Annotated in this window: 18 protein-coding genes and 2 pseudogenes; 9 read left to right on the forward strand and 11 right to left on the reverse strand. The window is 69.1% G+C overall.

The window, feature by feature from the left end; all coding sequences use genetic code 11:
- Nucleotides 1–438 (forward strand): annotated as a pseudogene (locus tag ACZ7IB_RS43490) (hypothetical protein); the annotation flags it as partial.
- 231 nt (nt 439–669) lie between these two features.
- A complete protein-coding gene (locus ACZ7IB_RS43495; RefSeq protein WP_470920475.1) occupies nt 670–1206 on the forward strand; it encodes a hypothetical protein in 537 nt (178 codons plus the stop codon).
- Nucleotides 1207–1457: 251 nt separating this feature from the next.
- Here ACZ7IB_RS43495 and ACZ7IB_RS43500 read toward each other — a convergent pair whose 3' ends face one another.
- On the reverse strand, nt 1458–1697 hold the full coding sequence (locus ACZ7IB_RS43500) for a hypothetical protein (protein ID WP_470920477.1): 240 nt from the start codon (nt 1695–1697) through the stop codon (nt 1458–1460).
- A 90-nt stretch (nt 1698–1787) separates the two neighbouring features.
- Nucleotides 1788–1952, reverse strand: a pseudogene (locus tag ACZ7IB_RS43505) (transposase); the annotation flags it as partial.
- A 70-nt stretch (nt 1953–2022) separates the two neighbouring features.
- Between ACZ7IB_RS43505 and ACZ7IB_RS43510 the strand changes: the two are divergent.
- Together ACZ7IB_RS43510 and ACZ7IB_RS43515 are read left to right on the forward strand one after the other, a co-directional pair.
- Nucleotides 2023–2346 carry a hypothetical protein gene (locus ACZ7IB_RS43510; protein ID WP_470920479.1) on the forward strand — a complete coding sequence of 108 codons (324 nt, stop codon included), beginning with the start codon at nt 2023–2025 and terminating at the stop codon, nt 2344–2346.
- 37 nt (nt 2347–2383) lie between these two features.
- Nucleotides 2384–2689, forward strand: coding sequence for a hypothetical protein (locus ACZ7IB_RS43515; RefSeq protein ID WP_470920480.1), 306 nt, complete (start codon nt 2384–2386; stop codon nt 2687–2689).
- Nucleotides 2690–2931: 242 nt separating this feature from the next.
- Here the strand turns inward: ACZ7IB_RS43515 and ACZ7IB_RS43520 are convergent, their stop codons facing one another.
- The 3 genes from ACZ7IB_RS43520 to ACZ7IB_RS43530 form a co-directional block, all read right to left on the reverse strand.
- Nucleotides 2932–3348, reverse strand: coding sequence for a hypothetical protein (locus ACZ7IB_RS43520; RefSeq protein ID WP_470920482.1), 417 nt, complete (start codon nt 3346–3348; stop codon nt 2932–2934).
- A complete protein-coding gene (locus ACZ7IB_RS43525; protein ID WP_470920484.1) occupies nt 3348–4259 on the reverse strand; it encodes a hypothetical protein in 912 nt (303 codons plus the stop codon). Before ACZ7IB_RS43525 ends, ACZ7IB_RS43520 begins: the two co-directional genes overlap by 1 nt.
- A 249-nt stretch (nt 4260–4508) precedes the next feature.
- Nucleotides 4509–5753 carry an FAD-dependent monooxygenase gene (locus ACZ7IB_RS43530; protein WP_470920486.1) on the reverse strand — a complete coding sequence of 415 codons (1245 nt, stop codon included), beginning with the start codon at nt 5751–5753 and terminating at the stop codon, nt 4509–4511.
- Nucleotides 5754–5877: 124 nt separating this feature from the next.
- Here ACZ7IB_RS43530 and ACZ7IB_RS43535 point away from each other — a divergent pair, with 124 nt between their 5' ends.
- Entirely contained in the window at nt 5878–6582 is a 705-nt protein-coding gene (locus ACZ7IB_RS43535; protein WP_470920488.1) for a TetR/AcrR family transcriptional regulator C-terminal domain-containing protein, read from the forward strand.
- 84 nt (nt 6583–6666) lie between these two features.
- Here the strand turns inward: ACZ7IB_RS43535 and ACZ7IB_RS43540 are convergent, their stop codons facing one another.
- Genes ACZ7IB_RS43540 through ACZ7IB_RS43550 form a run of 3 tightly spaced genes read right to left on the reverse strand, consistent with a single transcriptional unit; the run spans nt 6667 to nt 9646 of the window.
- Complete coding sequence (locus ACZ7IB_RS43540) at nt 6667–9012, reverse strand: XRE family transcriptional regulator (RefSeq protein ID WP_470920490.1); 2346 nt, start codon at nt 9010–9012, stop codon at nt 6667–6669.
- On the reverse strand, nt 9009–9335 hold the full coding sequence (locus tag ACZ7IB_RS43545; protein WP_470920492.1) for a helix-turn-helix domain-containing protein: 327 nt from the start codon (nt 9333–9335) through the stop codon (nt 9009–9011). Before ACZ7IB_RS43545 ends, ACZ7IB_RS43540 begins: the two co-directional genes overlap by 4 nt.
- Complete coding sequence (locus tag ACZ7IB_RS43550; RefSeq protein ID WP_470920494.1) at nt 9332–9646, reverse strand: tyrosine-type recombinase/integrase; 315 nt, start codon at nt 9644–9646, stop codon at nt 9332–9334. Before ACZ7IB_RS43550 ends, ACZ7IB_RS43545 begins: the two co-directional genes overlap by 4 nt.
- Before the next feature lie 359 nt (nt 9647–10005).
- Here ACZ7IB_RS43550 and ACZ7IB_RS43555 point away from each other — a divergent pair, with 359 nt between their 5' ends.
- A complete protein-coding gene (locus ACZ7IB_RS43555; RefSeq protein ID WP_470920495.1) occupies nt 10006–11589 on the forward strand; it encodes an alpha/beta fold hydrolase in 1584 nt (527 codons plus the stop codon).
- 518 nt (nt 11590–12107) lie between these two features.
- Here the strand turns inward: ACZ7IB_RS43555 and ACZ7IB_RS43560 are convergent.
- Together ACZ7IB_RS43560 and ACZ7IB_RS43565 are read right to left on the reverse strand one after the other, a co-directional pair.
- Nucleotides 12108–13847: an alpha/beta hydrolase gene (locus ACZ7IB_RS43560; RefSeq protein WP_470920497.1), complete on the reverse strand. Its 1740-nt coding sequence runs from the start codon at nt 13845–13847 to the stop codon at nt 12108–12110.
- A gap of 337 nt (nt 13848–14184) precedes the next feature.
- Nucleotides 14185–16425, reverse strand: coding sequence for an MMPL family transporter (locus tag ACZ7IB_RS43565; RefSeq protein ID WP_470920499.1), 2241 nt, complete (start codon nt 16423–16425; stop codon nt 14185–14187).
- Nucleotides 16426–16678: 253 nt separating this feature from the next.
- On the opposite strand from ACZ7IB_RS43565, the gene ACZ7IB_RS43570 reads away from it, so the two are divergent.
- Nucleotides 16679–17905, forward strand: a complete 1227-nt coding sequence (locus ACZ7IB_RS43570) for a sensor histidine kinase (protein ID WP_470920500.1) — start codon at nt 16679–16681, stop codon at nt 17903–17905.
- Nucleotides 17902–18624 carry a response regulator transcription factor gene (locus tag ACZ7IB_RS43575; RefSeq protein ID WP_393702747.1) on the forward strand — a complete coding sequence of 241 codons (723 nt, stop codon included), beginning with the start codon at nt 17902–17904 and terminating at the stop codon, nt 18622–18624. The genes ACZ7IB_RS43570 and ACZ7IB_RS43575 overlap by 4 nt, the downstream gene beginning before the upstream one ends.
- 232 nt (nt 18625–18856) lie before the next feature.
- Here the strand turns inward: ACZ7IB_RS43575 and ACZ7IB_RS43580 are convergent, their stop codons facing one another.
- Nucleotides 18857–19366 (reverse strand): DNA-binding response regulator, encoded by a 510-nt coding sequence (locus ACZ7IB_RS43580; protein ID WP_399435537.1) that lies wholly within the window; start codon nt 19364–19366, stop codon nt 18857–18859.
- A 10-nt stretch (nt 19367–19376) separates the two neighbouring features.
- Between ACZ7IB_RS43580 and ACZ7IB_RS43585 the strand changes: the two genes are divergently transcribed.
- A complete protein-coding gene (locus ACZ7IB_RS43585; protein ID WP_470920502.1) occupies nt 19377–19706 on the forward strand; it encodes a hypothetical protein in 330 nt (109 codons plus the stop codon).
- The last annotated feature ends 99 nt before the right edge of the window (nt 19707–19805 follow it).

Genomic DNA, 19805 nt, shown 5'->3' on the forward strand with positions numbered 1-19805 from the left:
AAGCGTCAGAACTCCCATCATCGCAGGTCAGCAGGCACCTCTTCTCGTTTCCTCATCCACAGGACGCGAGTCACTCGGTGGATCGAGGCTAAGACAGTACCGAAGGCCCGTACGAACTACGCGGACCAACTCCTCGAAGAACTGGCCGCGAACGACGGCTGTCTCATCAAGCCCCTCGAACCTGGCCCACACGCAGTGAATTGGGCATCACGGGTCAACGCCGCACGCAAGTCCGGCAAAATCTCCCACACACAGGAGCTCTACGGATACCGGACCCACCGCGGCTACGAAATCAAGCTCGCCGACATCCCCGCCTGGCGGCTCGCCGAACTCGCCCCGCTGCCCGTTCCGGCCAGACTCACCAAACCCCACTCCATCGTGGCCGCTCTCCAAAAACAGTCGCAGCCCATGGGTCTGACCAAACCCGTCCAAGGCTGAGCCTTTCGCATCATCCAGGCCCTCATCACCGCCACCGAAACACAAGGGCATAAGGCGGCGCTCGGAACCACACAAGGCGCTCCCCCACCCCATCGGCGCCGCAGCGCACCACCCCACTTCACCATCACCGCCCAAGGCGAAAGCGTCGGATTCCTCATCCTCCAGGAACAGGACCGCAGCGAACACGTCCCCACCGACAAGGAACTCGCTGAAGCCAAGAAGTACTCATGGATGCGCATCGCCCGCTTCGACTACACGCCCTCAAACCGCCTGCGTTTCATGCTCCGAGGCGGCAACCCACACCGCGCCAGCGAATGGGCTGATCTCCCCGACCGACCGTTGGAAGACCAACTCGCCGAGCTCGCGCAAGAAGTCGGCCTCCCTGGCGAAGCCGCGGAACGCAAACGCCGCGCGGATCAGCTAGCCCGCGAGGCAGAGCAACGGCACTGGGAAGCCGCCATGCAGGAAGCCCGCGCCGCGTACGCCCACGCCTATCGCGTCAAACACCTCGAAGAACAAGCAGACGCCTGGCACCAGACCAAGCGCCTGACCGAATACGTCACAGCGGTGCACGACCACGCCACATCACTGCCACCTGGGCAGGAAAGGACCGATATCGAGGCGTGGCTCGCCTTCGCGGATGCCCGCCTCCAACACCTCACCGAGTCCGCCGCAGCGCCGAAGCTGCCCTCCCCACCGAAGCCCAGCGGCGACGACCTCAAGCCTTTCCTCGGCCACTGGAGCCCTTACGGACCCCGCTCCTACTGAGCCCCAAACCCGACCATAAACGGCAGCTCTTCACCAAGAGGCAGCAAAGAAGGAACCCGGAGGACCTCACCCGACGCACCGCCACCTGCGCGAACGGCCGCCTGACGCTCCTTCAGAACGCGCGTCAGAAGGGCCTCACGTGCGTCGAATATGCGTCAAGATATCGCCCGTAACGCCCACAGCGCACATAATGCACACTCGGCGAAGCAGCAGGTCAGGCCAATGCCGGTGAGTTAGCGCGTCAGTGCAGGTCAGGTGGGGTGCTTGGTGACTTTGAGTGTGTAGCGGACGTTACTGGGAGTGCGGGGCTGGTCCCGCTTTCTGACCTCGAAGGTGTTCTTGGGCGGCTTCTTGATGCGTTGGCACTGCCGCTTGCGGCGGGGCGGGAGGAGGGCGGCCAAGAGCTCTGTGGTGACCTCTCGGCGGGCGGCGGCCAGTGTGGTGGCGTCTGCTGCGGCCTGGGCAACGACAGCCAGCCGGGTGACCTGCACGGTGACGGTGAAGGAGATTCGGTCGGGATCGGTCCCGCCGTGTCCTGCCGTGCGCGTCTGCAGTGCGCATAGTGCCTGGTAGACGGTGAGGAGGGCGTAGATCTCCTGGCAGACCAGCTCGGGCGCCTTGGAGCGCAGGATGAATCCGGCGCCGCGCAGGCGGTTCTTCAGTTCCGCGAACCCGTTTTCGATCTCCCACCGCTGGTGATATGCCGTCGCCAGCTGGTGGGCCGGGGCGAGGCGGTGGTCCAGCAGGCTGTACTTCGAGCTGGAATGGGCGGACCACGCCTATGACGCGATCCGCGCCAACGCCCAGCTCGACCGGGTGGCGCAGACCGCGGCGTCGCACGGCTATTCCGCGGCCGACATCAATCAGATCTACAACCACCTGTTCGTCGAATCGCATCAGCTCGACGCGGGAATGCTGCGATTCGATGCCAATCCGCGTATCGCCAGGGCCTGGGAACGCCTCCAGAACGGAAATCCGCACCCCAGCGATTTCGATCTGCTCGCGCATGAACTATACGAGTCGAACTGGATGCGTCAGCATGGCGACCAGAACTATCGCCGCGCCCATCAGGCGACCCTGGATGCCGGCCACATCTGGGACGAACATGCGCCTGCGGCGGACGGTATAGGGTTCAGGTGATCAAATCCCTGGCGCGAGCGAACTGGTGGAAATTCCCGTGACAGCATCACTGACATGCAGGAAGATCCGCTCTCTCGAAGCGGGATCCGTCTACGCCTGGGAAACCGCAGAAGGGGATACCGGAAACATCCTGATCGATCCGGAGGGATCAGTCGCCCGCCCCTGCACGCTCGAGGGAATAGCCCTCGGTGACATGCTCCTCGACAAAGACGTCGGGAATGTGGAAAACCCCGTCCCGGACCCGAAACTCCGCCGCGCTTTCCTGATCGTGGCATCGGTGATTTTTCAGGAGGGGGAGCGGCAGGGACGACTGCCTGACAAGATCACGCGCACCTACTGGTAGGCACCGCGTCACCACCCGAGAGGCCGTGCTCTCCCAGAGCCCGGCCTCTCGGCATTCCAACTGGGAAATGTGCTTCGGCTCATGAGAGCGGCGCGGCGGCCCGTGTAGCGGCCCCGGCAACGCCCCCAACCCGCAAGCCACCCACCGACTGACCAACGGGTACCCCGTCTGCCCCTTGCAACAGCGCCGTGACCTGTGAATGTCACGATGCACAGGACTCAGTGGACGTCCCACCTGCGGAGTTACTCCAGCCAGGGGGCCGACGCAGGCAGGGCGGCGATTCGGCGCTTTCCCTGCACGGACGTCTTCTTCTTCAGCTCGAGGTTTTCGTAGTAGAGGTTCGCCGTCACCGCGGCGAGCTCGTCGAGCTTGCCCTGCAACTCGGTCGCCCTGGTGGTGACATCGCGGAGCCTTTTGCGCAAGTCAGCTATGGTTTCGTCGCGCTGGACCTCTCCCGGCGTGCGGAGCACAGGCCGGGCGACCTTGGCATTCCACTCGGCTAGGATCTCCTCGGCTCGGTGCACAGTGGCGTGGCTGACCTTCGCCTCGCGCGCCAGATTCTCCTTGGTCAGTGCGCCGTCGGTGTGCAGCGGCTCACCGGCCAGCAGACGGGCCATGGCCTCGCGGAGTTTGGTTTCCGTGGCGGCGGACACCGGCATCAGTCGTTCTCCTTCATCTTGTCGAACTGCGCGGTTGCCGAGCGGACCTCGGCGAGCCGGGCCAGAGCCTGCTCGCGCCGCGGCTTGGACAGCTTCTTCTTCAGCAGCTCCAAGAGATCGGCCTCCTCCATCCGCCAGATCGCCTCATGGGCGAGTGTGAGTACCGAGTTGCGGCACCGGGACGGCTGACAGGCCCCCAGCAGCGGTGCCTGGCCGCGCTGATCGCGCGGGAGCTGGTTCTGGCACTCGGCCGTAGGGGCGTTCCACAGGCAGTGGTTGACCGTGCCGAGGTGGAGGTCGGCGAACTCGTCCCGCAGCAGGGTGATCTCCAGGCGTTCGTCGGCGACCTGGGCGCGAAGCGTCCCGGCCTGGTCCATGACGTCGTTGACTTTGTCAAGTCCGGCGTGGAATCGCGCCGCGCCGGGGCCGACCGCGATGGTCTGGCCGGCTCGGCGGGCCTGGAGCAGGGAGACCAACTTCTTGGCGGCGGCGACCTGCAGCTGGTTGTCGAACTCCTTGACCCACTTCGCGTCGGGCTTGCCGTAGGCGAGCGTGGTGCGGTTCGCCATCGCCCGCCGGGCGGCGTGCTTGAGCTGCAGCCCGAGCGCGATCTCGCCGTCGGGTTCCTGGGCCGCGATGATCGACATGGTGTGACGGAACATGTGGGGTCGCACCAGCGCTTCGGGGATCGCTTCGAGGCCGGTGTGCTCGCGGTTGGCGTTGACGGTGGCGATGAAGTCGTCGATGTCCTTCGCGGCGTCGAAGCCACCCTCGCCGTCCTCGGCCTGCGCGATGACCGCGGTGAAGACCTTCGCGTCGTGCAGTGTGAGCTGTTCAGCGACCGCGATGGCCCGCGCGACGGGCTCGATGATCCACCAGTAGCCACGAGGCCGGGAGTCATCCCCCTTCACCTTCCGGGAGGCGAGCGCGGGGGCGCCGTAGTACTGGGTGAGCGCCCCGCGCTCGATCTCGTGAATTACTGGCGGGAGGGGGTTATTCCAACCGTGCGCTATTCGTCCTTCCCGCCCATGTTGCAGCCAACGGGTGGCTTCGTCGACGAGCCGAGAGCAGACGTTACTCAGTGCCGAGAGCGCCCTCTGCGGCCAAGGATCGATGGCGCACAGCTTCACCGTCGCCCTGCGAGCCGCCCGCGCTGGTGATCACCGCCAGCGGCGTGCTGCCCGAGGGCCGACCCGTCCGCCCACGACGCTGAACGCAGCGGCGTTGGACAGCTCGGCCGCGTAGTCAGGCAGGTCGACGCTGCTGATCTGCTTGCCCATCTCCAGCATCTTGTCGAGGATCCAGCGCCGGTTCAGCAGCCCATTGCGCACCCGCAGCCGGGTCGCGGTGCCAGGTGCCAGGAACGGGCCGGTGCGGTCGCCGCCCTTCTGGCAGCCCTGGGCGTAGTCGCGCAGGGTGTGCTCGTAGCGGGCGAAGGCGGTGCGGTGGTCGCCGCGGGCCCGGGCCAGCTCGCCAGCCAGGACGTACGCCGCCACCACAGCGGTGCCAGTGCCCATCCCGCCGATGGTGGCCCCGCAGGCGGCGTCGCCCAGCAGGGCGATCCGACCGGTAGACCAGGCGGGGACGTCGGCCCGACTGATCGAGTCGAAGTACAGCTCGGGGGCCTGCCCCAGGCTCTCCAGTAGCCCGGGCACCTCCCAGCCGAGGCCCGCGAAGGCGTCCTGGACCAGCGTCTTCTGCTGCGCCACGTCGTGGCGGTCGTAACGGAGTTCGGTCGAGGCGAAGACGAAGAAGGCACCCGCCCGAGTCGGGTCGCGGTGGTCGGCGCCGACGGCGGCAAGTCGGCCGGGGACGTTGAGGCCGACTGAACCGGGAGGCAGGCCCAGGTAGTTGGGCAGCTGCCAGGTGGCCGCGTAGTAGCCGAGGTGGCGGACGTAGCGCTCCTCCGGGCCGAAGGCGAGCCGACGGACGTTGGAGTGCAGCCCGTCGGCGCCGATCACCAGGTCGAACTCGCGTGGCGCCGCGCCGTTCCGGAAGGCCACCCGGACGCCGGTGGGCGTCTCCTCCAAGGCGGTGATCGAGTCGCCGAAGAGGTACTCGGTGCGCGGGAGGCTGCGCTGGTGCAGCACCTGGACGAGCTCCCCGCGCGGGACCTCGACGTCCCCGCCCGCGAAGTCGGCTGGCAGGTGGAGGAGCTGACGGCCGCGCTGGTCGACGAAGGTTATCGAGCTGCCGCCGGTGTCGAGGGCACGCAGCTCGTCGAGCACGCCCATCCGCTCCAGCACGGTCAGGTGGGTCTTGCCGCGGAAGTCGACCGCCTGGCCGCCGCCGCGCAGGGCGGGGGCAACCTCGACGACGGTGGTCTCGAAGCCGTACCGCCCCAGCCAGTAGGCCAGTGTGGGGCCGGCGATACTCGCGCCCGAGATCAGGACCTTCGTGCTCACGTGAACCACTCCATCCGGGGCTGTTCGATTAACTGTGTCTTAAGGACACTGTTTATTGCTGTGTACGGTAGACGCAGTTAGGTCGCCTCGCAAGGGCAGCCGGAAACACGAGACGGAGCGGGAATTGGGCGAGGAAGCGAACGAGGGGGTGCGGCTGCTCTGGGGACCGCCTGCCAAGCCGTCCCGGGGGCCGAAGCCCGCGCTGAGCCTGGGGCGGATCGCCGCGGCGGGCGTCGAGATCGCGGATGCCGAGGGCCTCGGCGCCGTCTCGATGCAGAAGGTCGCCGGCCTGCTCGACTTCACCAAGATGTCGCTCTACCGCTATGTGCCCGGCAAGGCGGAACTGGTCGCGCTCATGGTGGAGGCCGCGGTCGACGAACCGCCGCCAGCCGTGGACGGGCTCGGGTGGCGTGAGCAACTATCGGCCTGGGCAAAGCAGTTGGCGCGATTGTTCACCGAGCACCCGTGGCTGCTCGACGCCACCGTCGGACCACGGGTGATGGGCCCCAAGGAACTCGGCTGGCTGGAGCGGGTGGTCGCGGCCCTGGACGGCCACGGGCTGACCGGCCCCGAGCGGATGGACGCCGCGGTGTTGTTGGCCGGGCACGTCCGGGGCATCGCCGAGCAGGCCCGCGCGGCCCGGCCGGATGGCTCGCCCGAGACGGAACTCCTGGCCGTCCTCGGCCCCCTGGTGCACCAGCACGCCGACCGCTTCCCCGCGCTCGCCGCGGCCATGGCCTCACAGGATGGCCGGGACCAGGCGCTGGACTTCGGCCTGGAGCGGATCCTCGACGGTCTGGAGGCCCTGATCACGCGCCGCACCGGGTAACTCGGGGAAGATCAGCCGCGATTCATTTCAGTGGCGCCTACTCGGGGGCGATCTCCAGCCGATGCATCCTGGCCCTGCCCAGCCCTACTCGCGAACACCTTGACCCTGTTCCCCGGCACGTGCGGCGAGGTACTCGGCCCAGTCGCGTCGGGCGTAGGCGACCCAGCGGAGTGCGGTGTGGCGGTGCATCCCGGTCACGTCGGCGAGGATAGGGCTGGGGAGATCAGCGGCAAGAGCGGCCAGCGCCGCGTTGCGCGCGGTGCGGACCGGGATGCCGTGCCGGCTGAGCTTCTGTGTCATGCCGTGCGTCGAGATCGGCTTGCCCGGGACCATGCCCGGGAAGAGCCACCGAGGGCCTGGGCGGACTCGCGAGAGCTGCGGCCGTAGCTCGGGTTGTTCGGCGAGGTGGCGAAGGAGCTCGGCGAGACGTGGAGGCAGCAGGACGGGATGGCGGCCCAGGACGAGGCGGGTGTCCTTGTCGCCGAGCATGAGGTGCTCGGGCGTCAGATGACAGAGGCGTTCGGTGGACGGGCCGAACAGCAGGGTGATAGCCCCGGCTGCGCGGACGTCCGCAGGCAGGGCATCGTCGGTCAGGCAACGCTGGAGGAGCGGCCACCGATCGTCCTCGTCGAGCAGGTTCTGGGGCTCCTGCCTCGGGATGGAGGGGACGGTGAGCTCGCGGGTGAGCCGACGGCTCGTCGTCCACTTCAGGAAGTACCGGATCAGGTAGCGACGTTGGCTGGTCGCTCCGGCGATCCAGTCGTCGATATGCTCCTGGGCGAGGTCGGCGAGAGTCAGGCCGCGTTGGTCCATCCAGGCCAGGAAGTCCAGGGCTACGGTGACGCGGCGCCGCAGGTCGCGGTCTGCGGAGGCAGGATGGCGGCGAATGGCGGCCCGCTGGCGTGCTCGCCGAAGCAAGAACCAGTGCATGAACGGGCGGGCGAGGCTGGCGTGCGCGGCCGGCTTATCCGCGAGTTCGTGCTCCAGCCAGCCGGGGATGCGTTCGAGGTCCTCGTTCCGCTCTACCAACACGCCAGTGTGTACGAGGAGTTGGCGGATGTAGCGCTGGTTCCGGTTGGGCGGGAGCTCGTCCAACAACTCATGACTGAGCGTGTGGCCTTCGGCCGCGAGCTGGGCGAGGAGCTTGGTGTTCGGACTCTCCTTGATCCACTGGATCGCCGGAAACGGCGAGGGAGCGTCCGCCAGCGCGGCGGCGAGCGGTTTCATCTGCGGAGCGACCGTGCCGTCGGGTCCGGCCAGCAGGGCGTTGACCCGCTCGGCGAGAACGCAGTGAGCACACCGGCCGCGGCTGTGGGGGTTGCCGGCTCGGCCGCACTGACGGCAGGTGTAGTCGGCGGCGAAGCCGACACACGGTCCACAGACCTCGGCGCCATCGTCGTCCCGCGCGATCAGCGGCTGGATGATGCCGCAGCGAGGGCACTCGGCTGGCGACCGGAGCACGGCGGTGTAGCAGACGTGGCAGACCGGCCCGATGGGCCACCGCGTGGTGCTCGGCTTGGTCCGACCGCAGCGGGCGCACGGCTCGCCAGTGCGATTCCGCTGGTAGCAGGTGGAACAGACCGGCTGGCCTTGCTGGTCGCGGCTGGCGCAGGGGCGGACACGGCCGCAGGCCGAGCACGTCGCCTCGGGGCCCTGGTAGCAGCCGTCGCAGAGGTCCGGCTGCCCGTCGCGCGCGTTGCGGGCGATGCGCTTGAGTTGCCCGCACCGGCCACAGAGGCGCCGTGGTCGGCGATGCCGGTTGTAGCAGAGGTGACAGAGCGCGCCGTCATCATCAACGAGGGCGGCCGCCGCGGTCTTTCCGCAGCTCACACAGGTGTGCATGGGACGTTTCCAGCACTTGATGCACACTCCTCGGCCGTCGTCGCGTCGCACCACCAGGTGTCGGAGCTGACCGCAGTCAGCGCACTCCTCGAACGTGGCGGGGTCCGCGCGGTAGCAGCGGTTGCAGATGGTGCCTTCGGGGCGTCGGGCAACGATACGTTGACCGACGCGGTGACAGCGTGCACAGGTTGCGCGGCGGCTCCGGGCATCGCACGGCCCGCAGAGCCGTCCCTCGGGCCTCAGTTGGCGCAGGTCGCTTCGCACCGTGCCGCAGTGTGCGCAACCAGGACGGACCGCGTGGTGCCCGGCGTCGTGCAGCACTTCGGCGAGCCGCAGCAGAACCGGCGGGCAGAGCGAACTGCCCGACGTCAGTGCGTCAGGGTGGGCGGCGAGGTGTCCGGCCAGTTTCTCCAGGAACTTCGCCGCCCCGCGCACGGGGATCGGCACCGCGGTCACCAGCGCGGCCGCGGCCTCCTGGGCGTCGAGCGACGGCACCGCGGCGGTGACCTGGTCGACGGCGGCGGCTGTCGCGGCTTCCATGCGGGCGGCCTGCGCAGCGAGTCGGGCGACGGTCGACGGGGCGGTCACAGTCCCTCCGGTCGCCGGATCGAGGTCCGGCGCACGGCCGGAAGCGGGCCGGACATCTCGCCGCCGGCGGTCTTGCGTACCTCTTCGTTGACGACCTGGATCTCGATGAGGTCGTTGGGCTGGCAGTCGAGGATGTCGCACAGAGCCGCGAGGGTGTCCATCGACATCCGCTGCGGTGGCTGCGTGACCAGACGGAAGACCTGCTCGCGCGAGAGGTTGACGCCCCGCTCGGCCAGCAGCGGCACCAGGTCGGTGGTCTGGAACATCTCGCGGTCGGCCATGAGCTTGCGCAGATTCCAGCGGTAGCCCATCTTCTTGATCACTTCGGGTCCTCCCAGATGCCAGGGAATCGCTGGCTCAGCTTCTTGTGCACCAGCCGGTTTCGGTACTCGTCCGAGACGCCGGTATAGAGGGCCGTCGTGCTGGCATAGCCGTGGCCGGCCTGGTCCTGGACGAACCGTTCCGGATAATCAAATTCGGTCAAATGTGTGATATAGGAATGTCTCAGGCAGTGCAATTTGAGTTCTTCGGGCAGGTCGGCGGCCTGCTTGGCGGCTTCGAAGGCTTCGTTCGCCGACCGGCGTGACAGGCGGCCGGCGCGTTCGGTGACCCAGATCGCGGGGTGCTTGCCCACCCCAACAACCTGAGTTACACCGCTCGTTTGACAGACCCACGTGACAGTGCCGTCCGGGGTGTTGAGCTGTTGTCATGGTCTCAATGCAGGGCCGTGGACGATCCGTTGCGGGGGATGGCCGCACCGGGATTGGGGGGACAGCCGTAGTGAGTGGGGGCTACTGCTGCGCATAGCGTCTACGGTGTGAGACATATACGGAACGGGGCGAAGAGATCCCCCTTCGACAGGCACCGACCGGCCCGGTCTGCAGCGGTGTCGGCTGTCCCGTCGGGCGTGGTGGCGGTTGCCGTACCCACGGCGGACGCGGCACATACGACTGGCACTTCCGACCACAACACCCAGCACCTCAAGGAGGCTTCGTGATCACCTCCAGCCCCGCCGTGCGCCGCACCTCTGCGGTGGGCCTCGCCCTCGTGGCCTGCCTCGGCGCGGCCCCCACCGCCACGGCCGCGCCGGCCCCCACCATGTCGAAGTCCGAAGCCCGGCTCGACCGTTATTACGATCAGCGCCTGAGCTGGGGCAGCTGCGCCAAGAGCTCGGGCGACACCATGGGCCGTGATCTGGATAAGGCCGGCGTGCAGTGCGCGGACGTCACTGTGCCGCTCGACTACGCCGACCCCCGGGGCCGTACGATCACCGTCGCGATATCCCGGCTCAAGGCCACTGACACCCGCCACCGCATCGGCTCGATCCTGCTCAACAACGGCGGCCCCGGCGGCACCGCCCTCGAATCCCCGCCGGAATTCCACGCGTGGATGAAGAAGGTTGGCCCGCGTTACGACATCGTCGGCTTCGACCCGCGCTTCGTCGGCCGCAGCACCCCGCTGGACTGCGGTTTGCCCGTCGGCACCAATCTCTTCTCGGCCGGTCACAGCCGGGCGAGCTTCGAGCGCCAGGTCGCCCTCCAGAAGGACCTGGCCGACAAGTGCCGGGCCACCAACGCCTCCGTGCTGCCGCACGTCACCACCCGCAACACGGCCCGCGACATGGACGTCATCCGCGGCGCGCTCGACGAGAAGAAGATCTCCTACTTCGGCTACTCGTACGGCACCTACCTGGGCACCGTCTACACCCAGATGTTCCCCGGCCGCACCGACCGCATGGTCCTGGACGGCGCCATCGACCCACGCAAGTTCGGCCCCCGGCTGCTCCGGGAGGCCGTCGGTGAGAACGAGCAGGCGCTCGCCGACTGGGCCTCTTGGGCTGCCGCCCGCAATGACATCTACGGCCTCGGCCGCACCCGCGCCCAGGTTCTCGCCACCATCGACCGCGTCATCAGGGCATCCGCGCGCGCACCGCTGACCGTCGGCAGCGCCCCGGACGCCTTCCAACTTGACGACACCCAGACCCCGTTCCTCCTGCTCGCCGGCCTCGACAGCGACACCGACGCGTCCCGCGCGGCCCTCGGCGAGCAGGTGTCCGTGCTGAACGAGGCCGCGGCCGGGCAGCCGACCCGGCTGTCACCGCAGTTCGCCGGGCTGCTGCGGTTCGCGCTGACCGGCGAGCAGTCACACCACGGCAGTGTGCAGTCCGCGGTCATCTGCGGGGACGTGGCGGCCCCGCGCGACCCCGAGGTCTACTGGCGGGCCATCGAGCGCAGCCGCGCCGCGTACCCGCGCTTCGGCGCGCTGGCCAACAACATCGGCCCGTGCGCCTTTTGGGACCGGCCCCGCGAGAAGCCCACCCAGGTGAAGCACGACACCAAGGCGCTGATCGTGTCCGCCACCGGCGACACGCGCACCGCCCACAAGGGTGCCGTTGCCCTGCACGGCCTGCTGCCGAGCTCCAAGCTGATCACCCTCAAGGGTGCGAACCGGCACGCGATCTACGGACTGTACGAGAACGCCTGCGTTGACAACAAGGTCAACCAGTACCTGGCCACCGGCCAGCTACCCGCCAACGACCGGACCTGCTCCAAGCAAGCCGGGCTTCAGCCCAGGTGAGCGCACATTCCTTGATCAGGAACTTCCCTCAAGAGGAGCCACACCCATCTTGAGGGGGAGGTTCGACAGGAACGGCCCGCCCCGCGCACCGGCTGTACGCGCGGGGCGGGCCCGCGAGTGACGTTCTGACCCAGTGTCCGGGTTCGGGGGCCCCGCGGCAGTACAGTGCGGAGCCGGTCCGACGCGATCGCGTTGTGGCGGGCTTCGGCCGACAGGCGGACGTTCAAGGACGTCGCGGCTGATCCGAACGTCAACCCGAGACGCTGCGGACCTGGGTGCGTGATGCCGGCGGTCGTCCAGTCGCCGCCGGCGCGTCGCAGGACACCGAGCCTCGATCAAACCCGGAACGGTTCAGTGGTCGCAGTGCTCCCTTGCTGGTTCGGGAGTGCTGGCCGATACCGAGGTCCGGATGCTGCGGGAGCGGTTCGGGGGTTGGGGGCGGATGACGGTGGGCCAGACGCTGGCGAAGGGCGGCACCCCGCCGAGGGGATGCCGCCCTTGGGTTGCGCCGGTTCCGCTCAGGCGGCGCGGGGGGTCTTGCGGCGGCGTACTGCGACGGCGGTGCCGCCACCACCGACGATCAGCGCGGCGGCTACACCAGTGATCGCCGCGGTGTTGATGCTGATCGACGCCCCCATCGGCGCGGACAACGCCTTCGTCGTCATCAGATCCGACGAAGACGCCTCACCGGCGCGCTTGACGCAAGTCTGATTCTTCGTCGGCAGTTTGCCGGTAGCCAGGTACCTGTTGACCTCGTCGTCCACGCAGGCGTTGCCGTAGCGGCCGAAGAGGGCGTGCCGGTTGGCGCCCTTGAGGGTGAGCAGCTTGGAGCCGGGCAGTTGCTCGTGCAGGGCCACGCTGCTCTTGTAGGTGGTGCGGGGGTCGCCGGTGGCTGCCACGATCAGTACCGGGGCGTCGCGGCGGACCTGGGTGGGTTCCTCGCGGGGGCGGTCCCAGAAGGCGCAGGGGCCGATGTTGTTGGTCATTGGTCCGAACACCGGGTGCGCGGCCCGGCTGCGTTCGATGTCGCGCCAGTAGACCTCGGGGTCGCGCGGGGCGGCCACGTCCCCGCAGAGGACCGCGGCCTGGACTCCCGACGGTTCGGCCGCGCCGTGCAGTAGGTACCGGAGCGTCGCGGCGAACTCCGGCGAGAGCGGCATCGGCGCCGTGCCCCGTGCGGCCCTGCTCAGCACGGCCAACTGCTCGGCGAGGAACGCCCGGGTCGGGTCGGTGTCGTCCCCGATGCTGGAGTAGAGGAGGACCGGCACCTGAGTGTCGTCGATCCGGAAGGTGTCCGAGCCGGTGCCGACGGTCAGCGGGCCGCTGGCGGACGCCTTGAGGACGCGGTCGACGGTGGTGAGCACTTGGGCGCGGGTGCGGCCGAGGCCGTATTCGGCGTCGCGGTCCGCCGCCCACGCGGCCCAGGCGGACAGCGCCTTCTCGCTCGCGCGCTCGGTGCCCTTCGTCAGGCGGGGGCCGTAGTCGGCGGGGGCGACCGCGCCGTCGAGCACGACGCGGTCGTAGTGGCCGGGGAACATCTGGGTGTAAACCGTGCCCAAGTAGGTGCCGTACGAGTAACCGAGGTAGGAGATCTTCCGCTCGCCGAGCGCGCCGCGGACGACATCCATGTCACGGGCCGTGTTGCGGGTACTGATGTATGGCAGCACTGAGGCGTCATGGGTGCGGCACTTCTCGGCAAGGCTCTTCTGCAGGGCGACCTGGCGGTCGAAACCTGCCCGGCTGGTGCCGGCCGAGAACCAGGACGTGCCGACGGGCCAGCCGCAGTCCAGTGGGGTGCTGCGGCCGACGAAGCGTGGGTCGAAGCCGACGATGTCGTAGCGCGCGCCGACGTCCTTCATCGCCTTGCGGACGTCCGGCGGCGACTGGACTGAAGGTCCGCCTGGCCCGCCGTTGTTCAGCAGGATCGATCCGATGCGGTGGTGGGTGTCAGTGGCCTTGAGCCGGGATATCGCGAGGGTGATCGTGCGCCCTGCGGGGTGGGCGTAGTCGAGCGGCACGGTGACGTCCGCGCACTGCACACCGGCCTTGTCCAGATCGCGGCCCGTCGTGTCGACGGGGCCCGTGACGCAGCTGCCCCAGCCGAGGTGTTGCCGGTAGTACTGGTCGAGCCCGGCTCCGGTGCCGTTCTTGGCGGGGGCCTCTGAAGCTGAGGCCAGGGCGGGGGAAGTGATGAAGCAGGCGGCGAGGGTGAGGCTCGCGGCGGAGGCGCGCCGCGCGGTGGGGCTGAGGACGGTCACAGGTCTCCTTGGGTTGGTGGGTACGGTCGGTGGCGCGGAACGCGGTGTCCAGGGCGGCGCGGAAGTCGGCTTCGGCTCGGTACCAGGCACCTCGTTGCTGTGGACCTAGAAGTCCGATGAAGATCTTGTTCCGACTGCCTGACTCAACCGCTTCGCCCCTAAATATCGATCGGGGCAAACCTGCCTGGGCCGGGCGCGATGCCAAGATTTCCAGTGGGCTTCTAGGGTGTTTCTGACGGCTCTTGAAACATCTGGTGGCTGTCACGGGTGCGCACGCTCAACCATGCGAGGCCACGCCGGACAGGTGAGGTGCTCACGGGTCACCTGAGCCGTTCGGTCAGTCCGCCATCATGACCCGGTCGGGTTCCGGGGCAGGTGCGTTCGCACGGTGCTGCGGGTGGCTGCCCTTGGTGGGCCGTGGGCGGACCGGCCACCAGATGCTCCGTCCGAGGAGTGCGGTAAGGGCGGGGACCAGCACCAGCGAGAGGACGAGCGCGGAGAGCAGGATTCCGAGCGTCATTGCGAAGGCGATCTGCTCGTTGCCCGGGGTCGTGGCGAGGGTGGCGAAGGAGCCGGCAAGGACCAGGCCTGCGGTCGCGATGGCCGGTGTCGTGTGCTGCACCGCGCGGGCCACGGCGGAGCGGGCCGGGCCCGGTCGCTGCATTTCCTCCCGGATCCGGTCGCTGATCAGGATGTTGTAGTCGGTGCCCAGTGCCACGACGAACAGAAACAGCACGAGCGGGAGGGAGAAGTTGACGCCCGGCTTGCCGAGGACGTGCTGGAAGAGCAGGGTGGCGGCGCCGAGGGTGGCGGCGAAGCCGAGCCCGACGGAGAGCATCAGGATCACCGGTGCGAGCAGGCTGCGCAGGAGCAGCAGGAGGATCAGCGCGATCAGTGCGGCCGCGACCGGGAACACGATCTTCAGGTCGTGGTCGACGGCGGTGGAGATGTCGGCGTAGATCGCCGCCGTTCCGCCCACGTGTGCCGTCGTTCCGGCGGGTGTGTGCTGGGCGACCGCTGCCCGCACGGGTCCGGAGGCCAGGTCGCGGGCCTGCTGGCTCTGCGGGTCCGCGGTCGGGTAGAGGTCTATCCGGGCGGCGCGGTGGTCCTTGTTCAGGGCGGTCCGTGCGACCTGGTCCACGCCCTTGACCTGGGTGAGAGCACGGGAGAGGCCGTCGAGCCGGCCTGCGGTGAGGGTGCCGCCGTCAGTGGCGGTGACGAAGACGCTCGTCGGGTCCGACACTCCGGCCGGCAGCGCACGGGATATCTCGGTCGCGGTGGCCGCCGCAGGGGTCTTGGCAGCGGCGTTGCCCTGGCCGTAGTCCATGCGGATCCCGATCAGCCCGGCGGCCAGCGCGGCAAGCAGGGCGACGGAGGCGAACGTCATCGTCATCGGTCGTCGTGCGACCCGCGCCCCGAAGCGGGCGGCACGGCCCTCGTCGGGCTCGTGGCCAAGGGCCTTGGAGGGCCAGAACATCTTGCGCCCGGCGGCCGCGAGCAGCGCCGGCAGCAGGGTGAGGCTGCCGAGCAGCATCACCAGGACCGCGACGGCGATGGCGGGGCCCAGCGAGCGGAACTGGCCGAAGGTCGCCACGCCCAGCGTGGCGAACCCGGCCACGATGGTCAGCGCCGCCGAGGTGATCGCGGTGCCCACCCGTCCCGAGACCTGCCCGGCCGCCTCGCGGGCGGACTGCTCCGGCCGGGCGCGCAGTTGCTCGCGGAAGCGGAACAGCAGGAACAGCAGGTAGTCGATACCGATGCCGAGCAGGACCACGCTGATCAGATCAGGGGTGCCCGCGTCGAGCTTGCGCCCGGTGAGTATCGCGGCACTCGCGACGGCTCCCCCCGCTACACCGATGATCATGGCGACCGCGACCAGCGGCAGCAGGGCCGCCAGCACGCTGCGGAACACCAGCACGTTGATCAGCAGGATGAGCCCCATGAGGAGGGCGCCCCCGACCTTCGCGGCGGTCTCGTGGGAATCGGTGGTGTCGACGGTGTCGGCGAGACTTCCGGTGAAGCCGGTGCGCATCCCCGCCTCGGAGAACTGCGTCCGGGCGGCGTCCCGGAAGGCCCGGTAGACGCCCTGGACCCCCTTGTCCGTACGGTTCCCGATCAGCTCGACGGAGAGCAGTTCGAAACTCCGGTCGGGTGCCACCATCGCCGGGGCGATCCGGGGTGTCTGGGAGCGGTCCGGGACCAGGAATTTCGGTCTGTCGTCCTCCCTGGGCATGATCACCCGGCGCTGCGCCAGCTTCGCCGCCTCGGCCTCGACCCGCTTCTGGTCGGCGGCGCCGAGAGCCTTGCCGTCGGACCGGGCGACCAGCATCGTCACGGTGGTGGCGTCGGGGTTCACCCCGAACTGTTCTTCGGCGATCTCCAGGGCGGCGGCCGAGTCGTAGCTCTTGGGCAGGAAATCCCCGGTCTGGTTCTGGGTGACGCGGCCGATCAGTGTCGGGGCCAGGGCGCTCAGCACGACACCCAGCACCGCCCAGAGGGCGATGACTTTCCACGGGTGTCTGGTGGAGTATCCGGTCAGGGCGCGGATCACGATGTCCTCCGGCGGACGGACTTGCATGCGGACGTCTGCCGGGGGCTCCCGGCCGGTATCCAGACCATCACCCCGAGGGGCCGGGAAGCGTCCTGGCAGCGGATGATCCGGGCCGGGGCCCTGGGTCCTGCCCCGGCCAGTGACCAGGACCCAGGTCCTGGTCCCCATCCTGGTCGCGGGCCGCGAGCTGCCGCCGACGGTGCTGCCACCAGTGCTGCCGCTGCAGCTGTTGTGCAACTCTGTACCGGAGGCCGTAAGGCCGGACACAGGGAGAACAAACATGCGCAGGCGCCGACACATCGGGCCCGGCGATGCCCGGGAGCCGCTGCACATCGACAGCGCCGGGCCGCCGTGGTCCCGCAACGACGCGCTGGTGACCGGCGGGGCCTGCGCGATGAACCTGCTCAGTTACGTGTTCTTCGACGACCCCGACGGCCGGTACGCCGTGAGCGTGGCCGGGTTCCTCCTCGTCGCGCTGGCAGCCCTGCCGCTGCTCGTCCGGCGCAGCCACCCGGTGGTGGCGCTCGCTGCCGTACTGGCACTCGATACGACAGCCACCCTGACCGCGCCGCTGCCCAGACACTTCGGTGCCGTCCTGCTGGTCGCCCTGTACTCAGTCGCCAGGGCCTGCACTGGCCGGGTGACAGCGGTCGCGGCCGTCGCGACGGTGTCGCTGACGTTGCTGAGCCAGAGCCACGGCCGGATTCCGCCCTGGCAGGACGCCGCTGTCACGCCCCTCTCCGCCCTGATCGTCGTCGGCACCGCCATGGCGGTCAACCGCTGGCAGCGGGAAGTGGCGGCGAACCGTAGACTTCTCGCCGACCGTGCGGTGGCCGACGAACGCCGCCGCATCGCACGGGAGCTGCACGACATCGTGGCCCACCACATCACCACCATGCAGCTGATGGCCGGCGGAGCCCGGGCCAACCTCGCCCGACCGGAGGTGGTCCGGGACGCCCTGGTCACCCTGGAATCCTCCGGGCGGCTCGCCCTGCGCGAGATGCGCCAACTCCTCGATGTGCTGCGGGCCGGCGACGAACCGGAGTCCGCGCCGTCGCAGCCCCAGCCGGGCGTCGACGACCTCGACCGTCTGGTGGCCGAATCCCGCCTTGCCGGACTGCCGACCGAGTTCAGCGTCCACGGGCCGCAGCGCCCGCTGCCGCCGACCGTCGGCCTCACGGTGTTCAGGATCACCCAGGAAGCCCTCACCAACGCTCGCAAGTACGCGGGGCCCGCCCGCGTGTACTTGCGGCTGACGTATCGCCAGGATCGGGTCACCGTCGAAGTGCGGGACGATGGTGGGAGCACACCGCCGCACGACGGGGCGTCGTCGGTGGGCTCGGGCGGTTACGGCCTGATCGGCATGCGCGAGCGCGTCGCCCTGCACGGCGGCACCCTCGCCGTCGGCCCGCAGGCCGACGGTGGGTTCGCAGTGGTGGCCGACCTGCCGCTGACCACGGACGAGGCGGCCGAAGCAGCCGTCCAGCACGAGGGGGCACACCGATGACCAGGACCCGGCCGAACACACCGAGGATCAGAGTGCTGATCGCGGACGACCAGCCGCTGGTCCGGCGCGGCCTGTCGCTGATCCTCTCCCCCGACCCGTCCTTCGAGGTCGTGGGAGAGGCCGAGGACGGCGCGCAGGCTGTCGCCCTCGCCCGCCGGCTGCGCCCCGACGTCGTGGTGATGGACATCCGGATGCCCGTCCTCGACGGTGTCGGCGCGACCGGGCAACTCGCCGCCACCCTGCCCGGCTGCCGGGTCCTGGCCCTCAGCACCTTCGACATGGACGAGTACGTCGTGGGTGCCCTGCGCGCCGGAGCCTGCGGGTTCCTGCCCAAGGACAGCTCGCCGGAGGACCTGAGCGCGGCGATCCGCACCGTCCACGCAGGCGAGGCCGTCGTCGCGCCGCGTCTGCTCACCCGGCTGATCTCCACCTACGTACGGGCCCCTCACGGCGCGTCGCAACCACTCCCCACCGACCTGGGCGAACTCACACCCCGGGAGGTCGAGGTGTGGCGTCTGATGGCCACCGGTCTCGACAACGCCGAGATCGCCCACGACCTGCACATCAGCGTCTCCACGGTCAAGAACTACATCACCAGCATCTTCGGCAAGCTCGACGTCCGTGACCGCGCCCAGGCGGTCATCGCGGCCTACGAATCGGGGCTGGTCACCGCCCGCGCGACAACCGGCAACCCGCGCGGCAACGGAAACACCGCATAGCCGGGCCGACCCGTGCGCTCACTGCTTACACAGGGTGGTGTCGAGGAGGGCCGGGCCATCGGCAGGGCCTCCCGAAACTCCTACGCGGCCGACTTCTCCCGCCGCGAGGGCGGGTAACTCCCCAAGCTCCCATAGCCGGGCCTGCCCCGGGGTGGGGAGGCGTCCAGAGCGTGGAGCCTCGGACGCTGGTTCAGCGGCACAGGCAGGCCGGGGCAGGCCACCTGATGTCGCGTCAGCCCGCGACCCCGGGCACGACCAGGCCGGTTTCGTACGCGATCACCACCGCGTGGGTCCGGTTCTGCGCGCCGAGCTTGGTCAGCACGTTCCCGACGTGTGTCTTCACCGTCTCCAGGCTCACCGTGAGCGACTCCGCGATCTCCGGGTTGGACAGGCCGGTGGCCATCAACCGCAGCACCTCCTCCTCCCGGCCCGCCAGCGCCGCCTGCGGCAGCGCCTCGGCGGAGCCCAGCGGGCGGGCGGTGACCATCTGGCGCAGGGCCGCCGGGAAGAGAATCGCCTCGCCCGCCGCGACCACCCGCACTGCTTCCGCGATCTGCGGGACCGGGAGCCGCTTGAGCACGAAGCCGCTGGCCCCGGCGCTGAGTGCGGCGGTGACGTAGCCGTCGTTCTCGAAGGTAGTGATCGCCACGACTTTCGGCGGTTCGGCCGACTCCGCGAGGAGCTGCCGGGTGGACTCGATGCCGTCGGCAGCCTCCCCGACCACTGCGATCCCCGGCTGCATCCCGAGCAGCGTGCGCAGACCGCTGGCCGCGTTCAAGGCATCCGACACCTCCACCGCCAAGGACCCCCTGCGGCAGTACACGCAGCAGAAGCTCCAGTGGAAACGCTGCGACGCGAAGGGCCCCGACACCTTTCAGCGCGCGACGCTCAAGGTGCCGCTGGACTACAGCGACCCCGGCGGCAAGACGATCGGCCTCGCGATATCCCGGCTGAAGGCGGGCAGCACGAAGGAACGTCGCGGCGTTCTTTCCCGGTATCTTGCGCCGCTCGGTCGTCCCGGGTACGTCCAGCCCGGAGAAGAAGCAGTACTTCGTACCGGGTTCGTCGAGGTGCATGAATAGGCCGTCACGGATTCGTCGGCCTGGACCAACAGCGGTGCCTGATCTCCCTCCTAGGGTCGTAGGCCAGCAGGTGCTCCAGTGCGTCCTCGATGAGGAGAC

It is taken from the genome of Streptomyces sp. NPDC037301, from assembly GCF_055602785.1.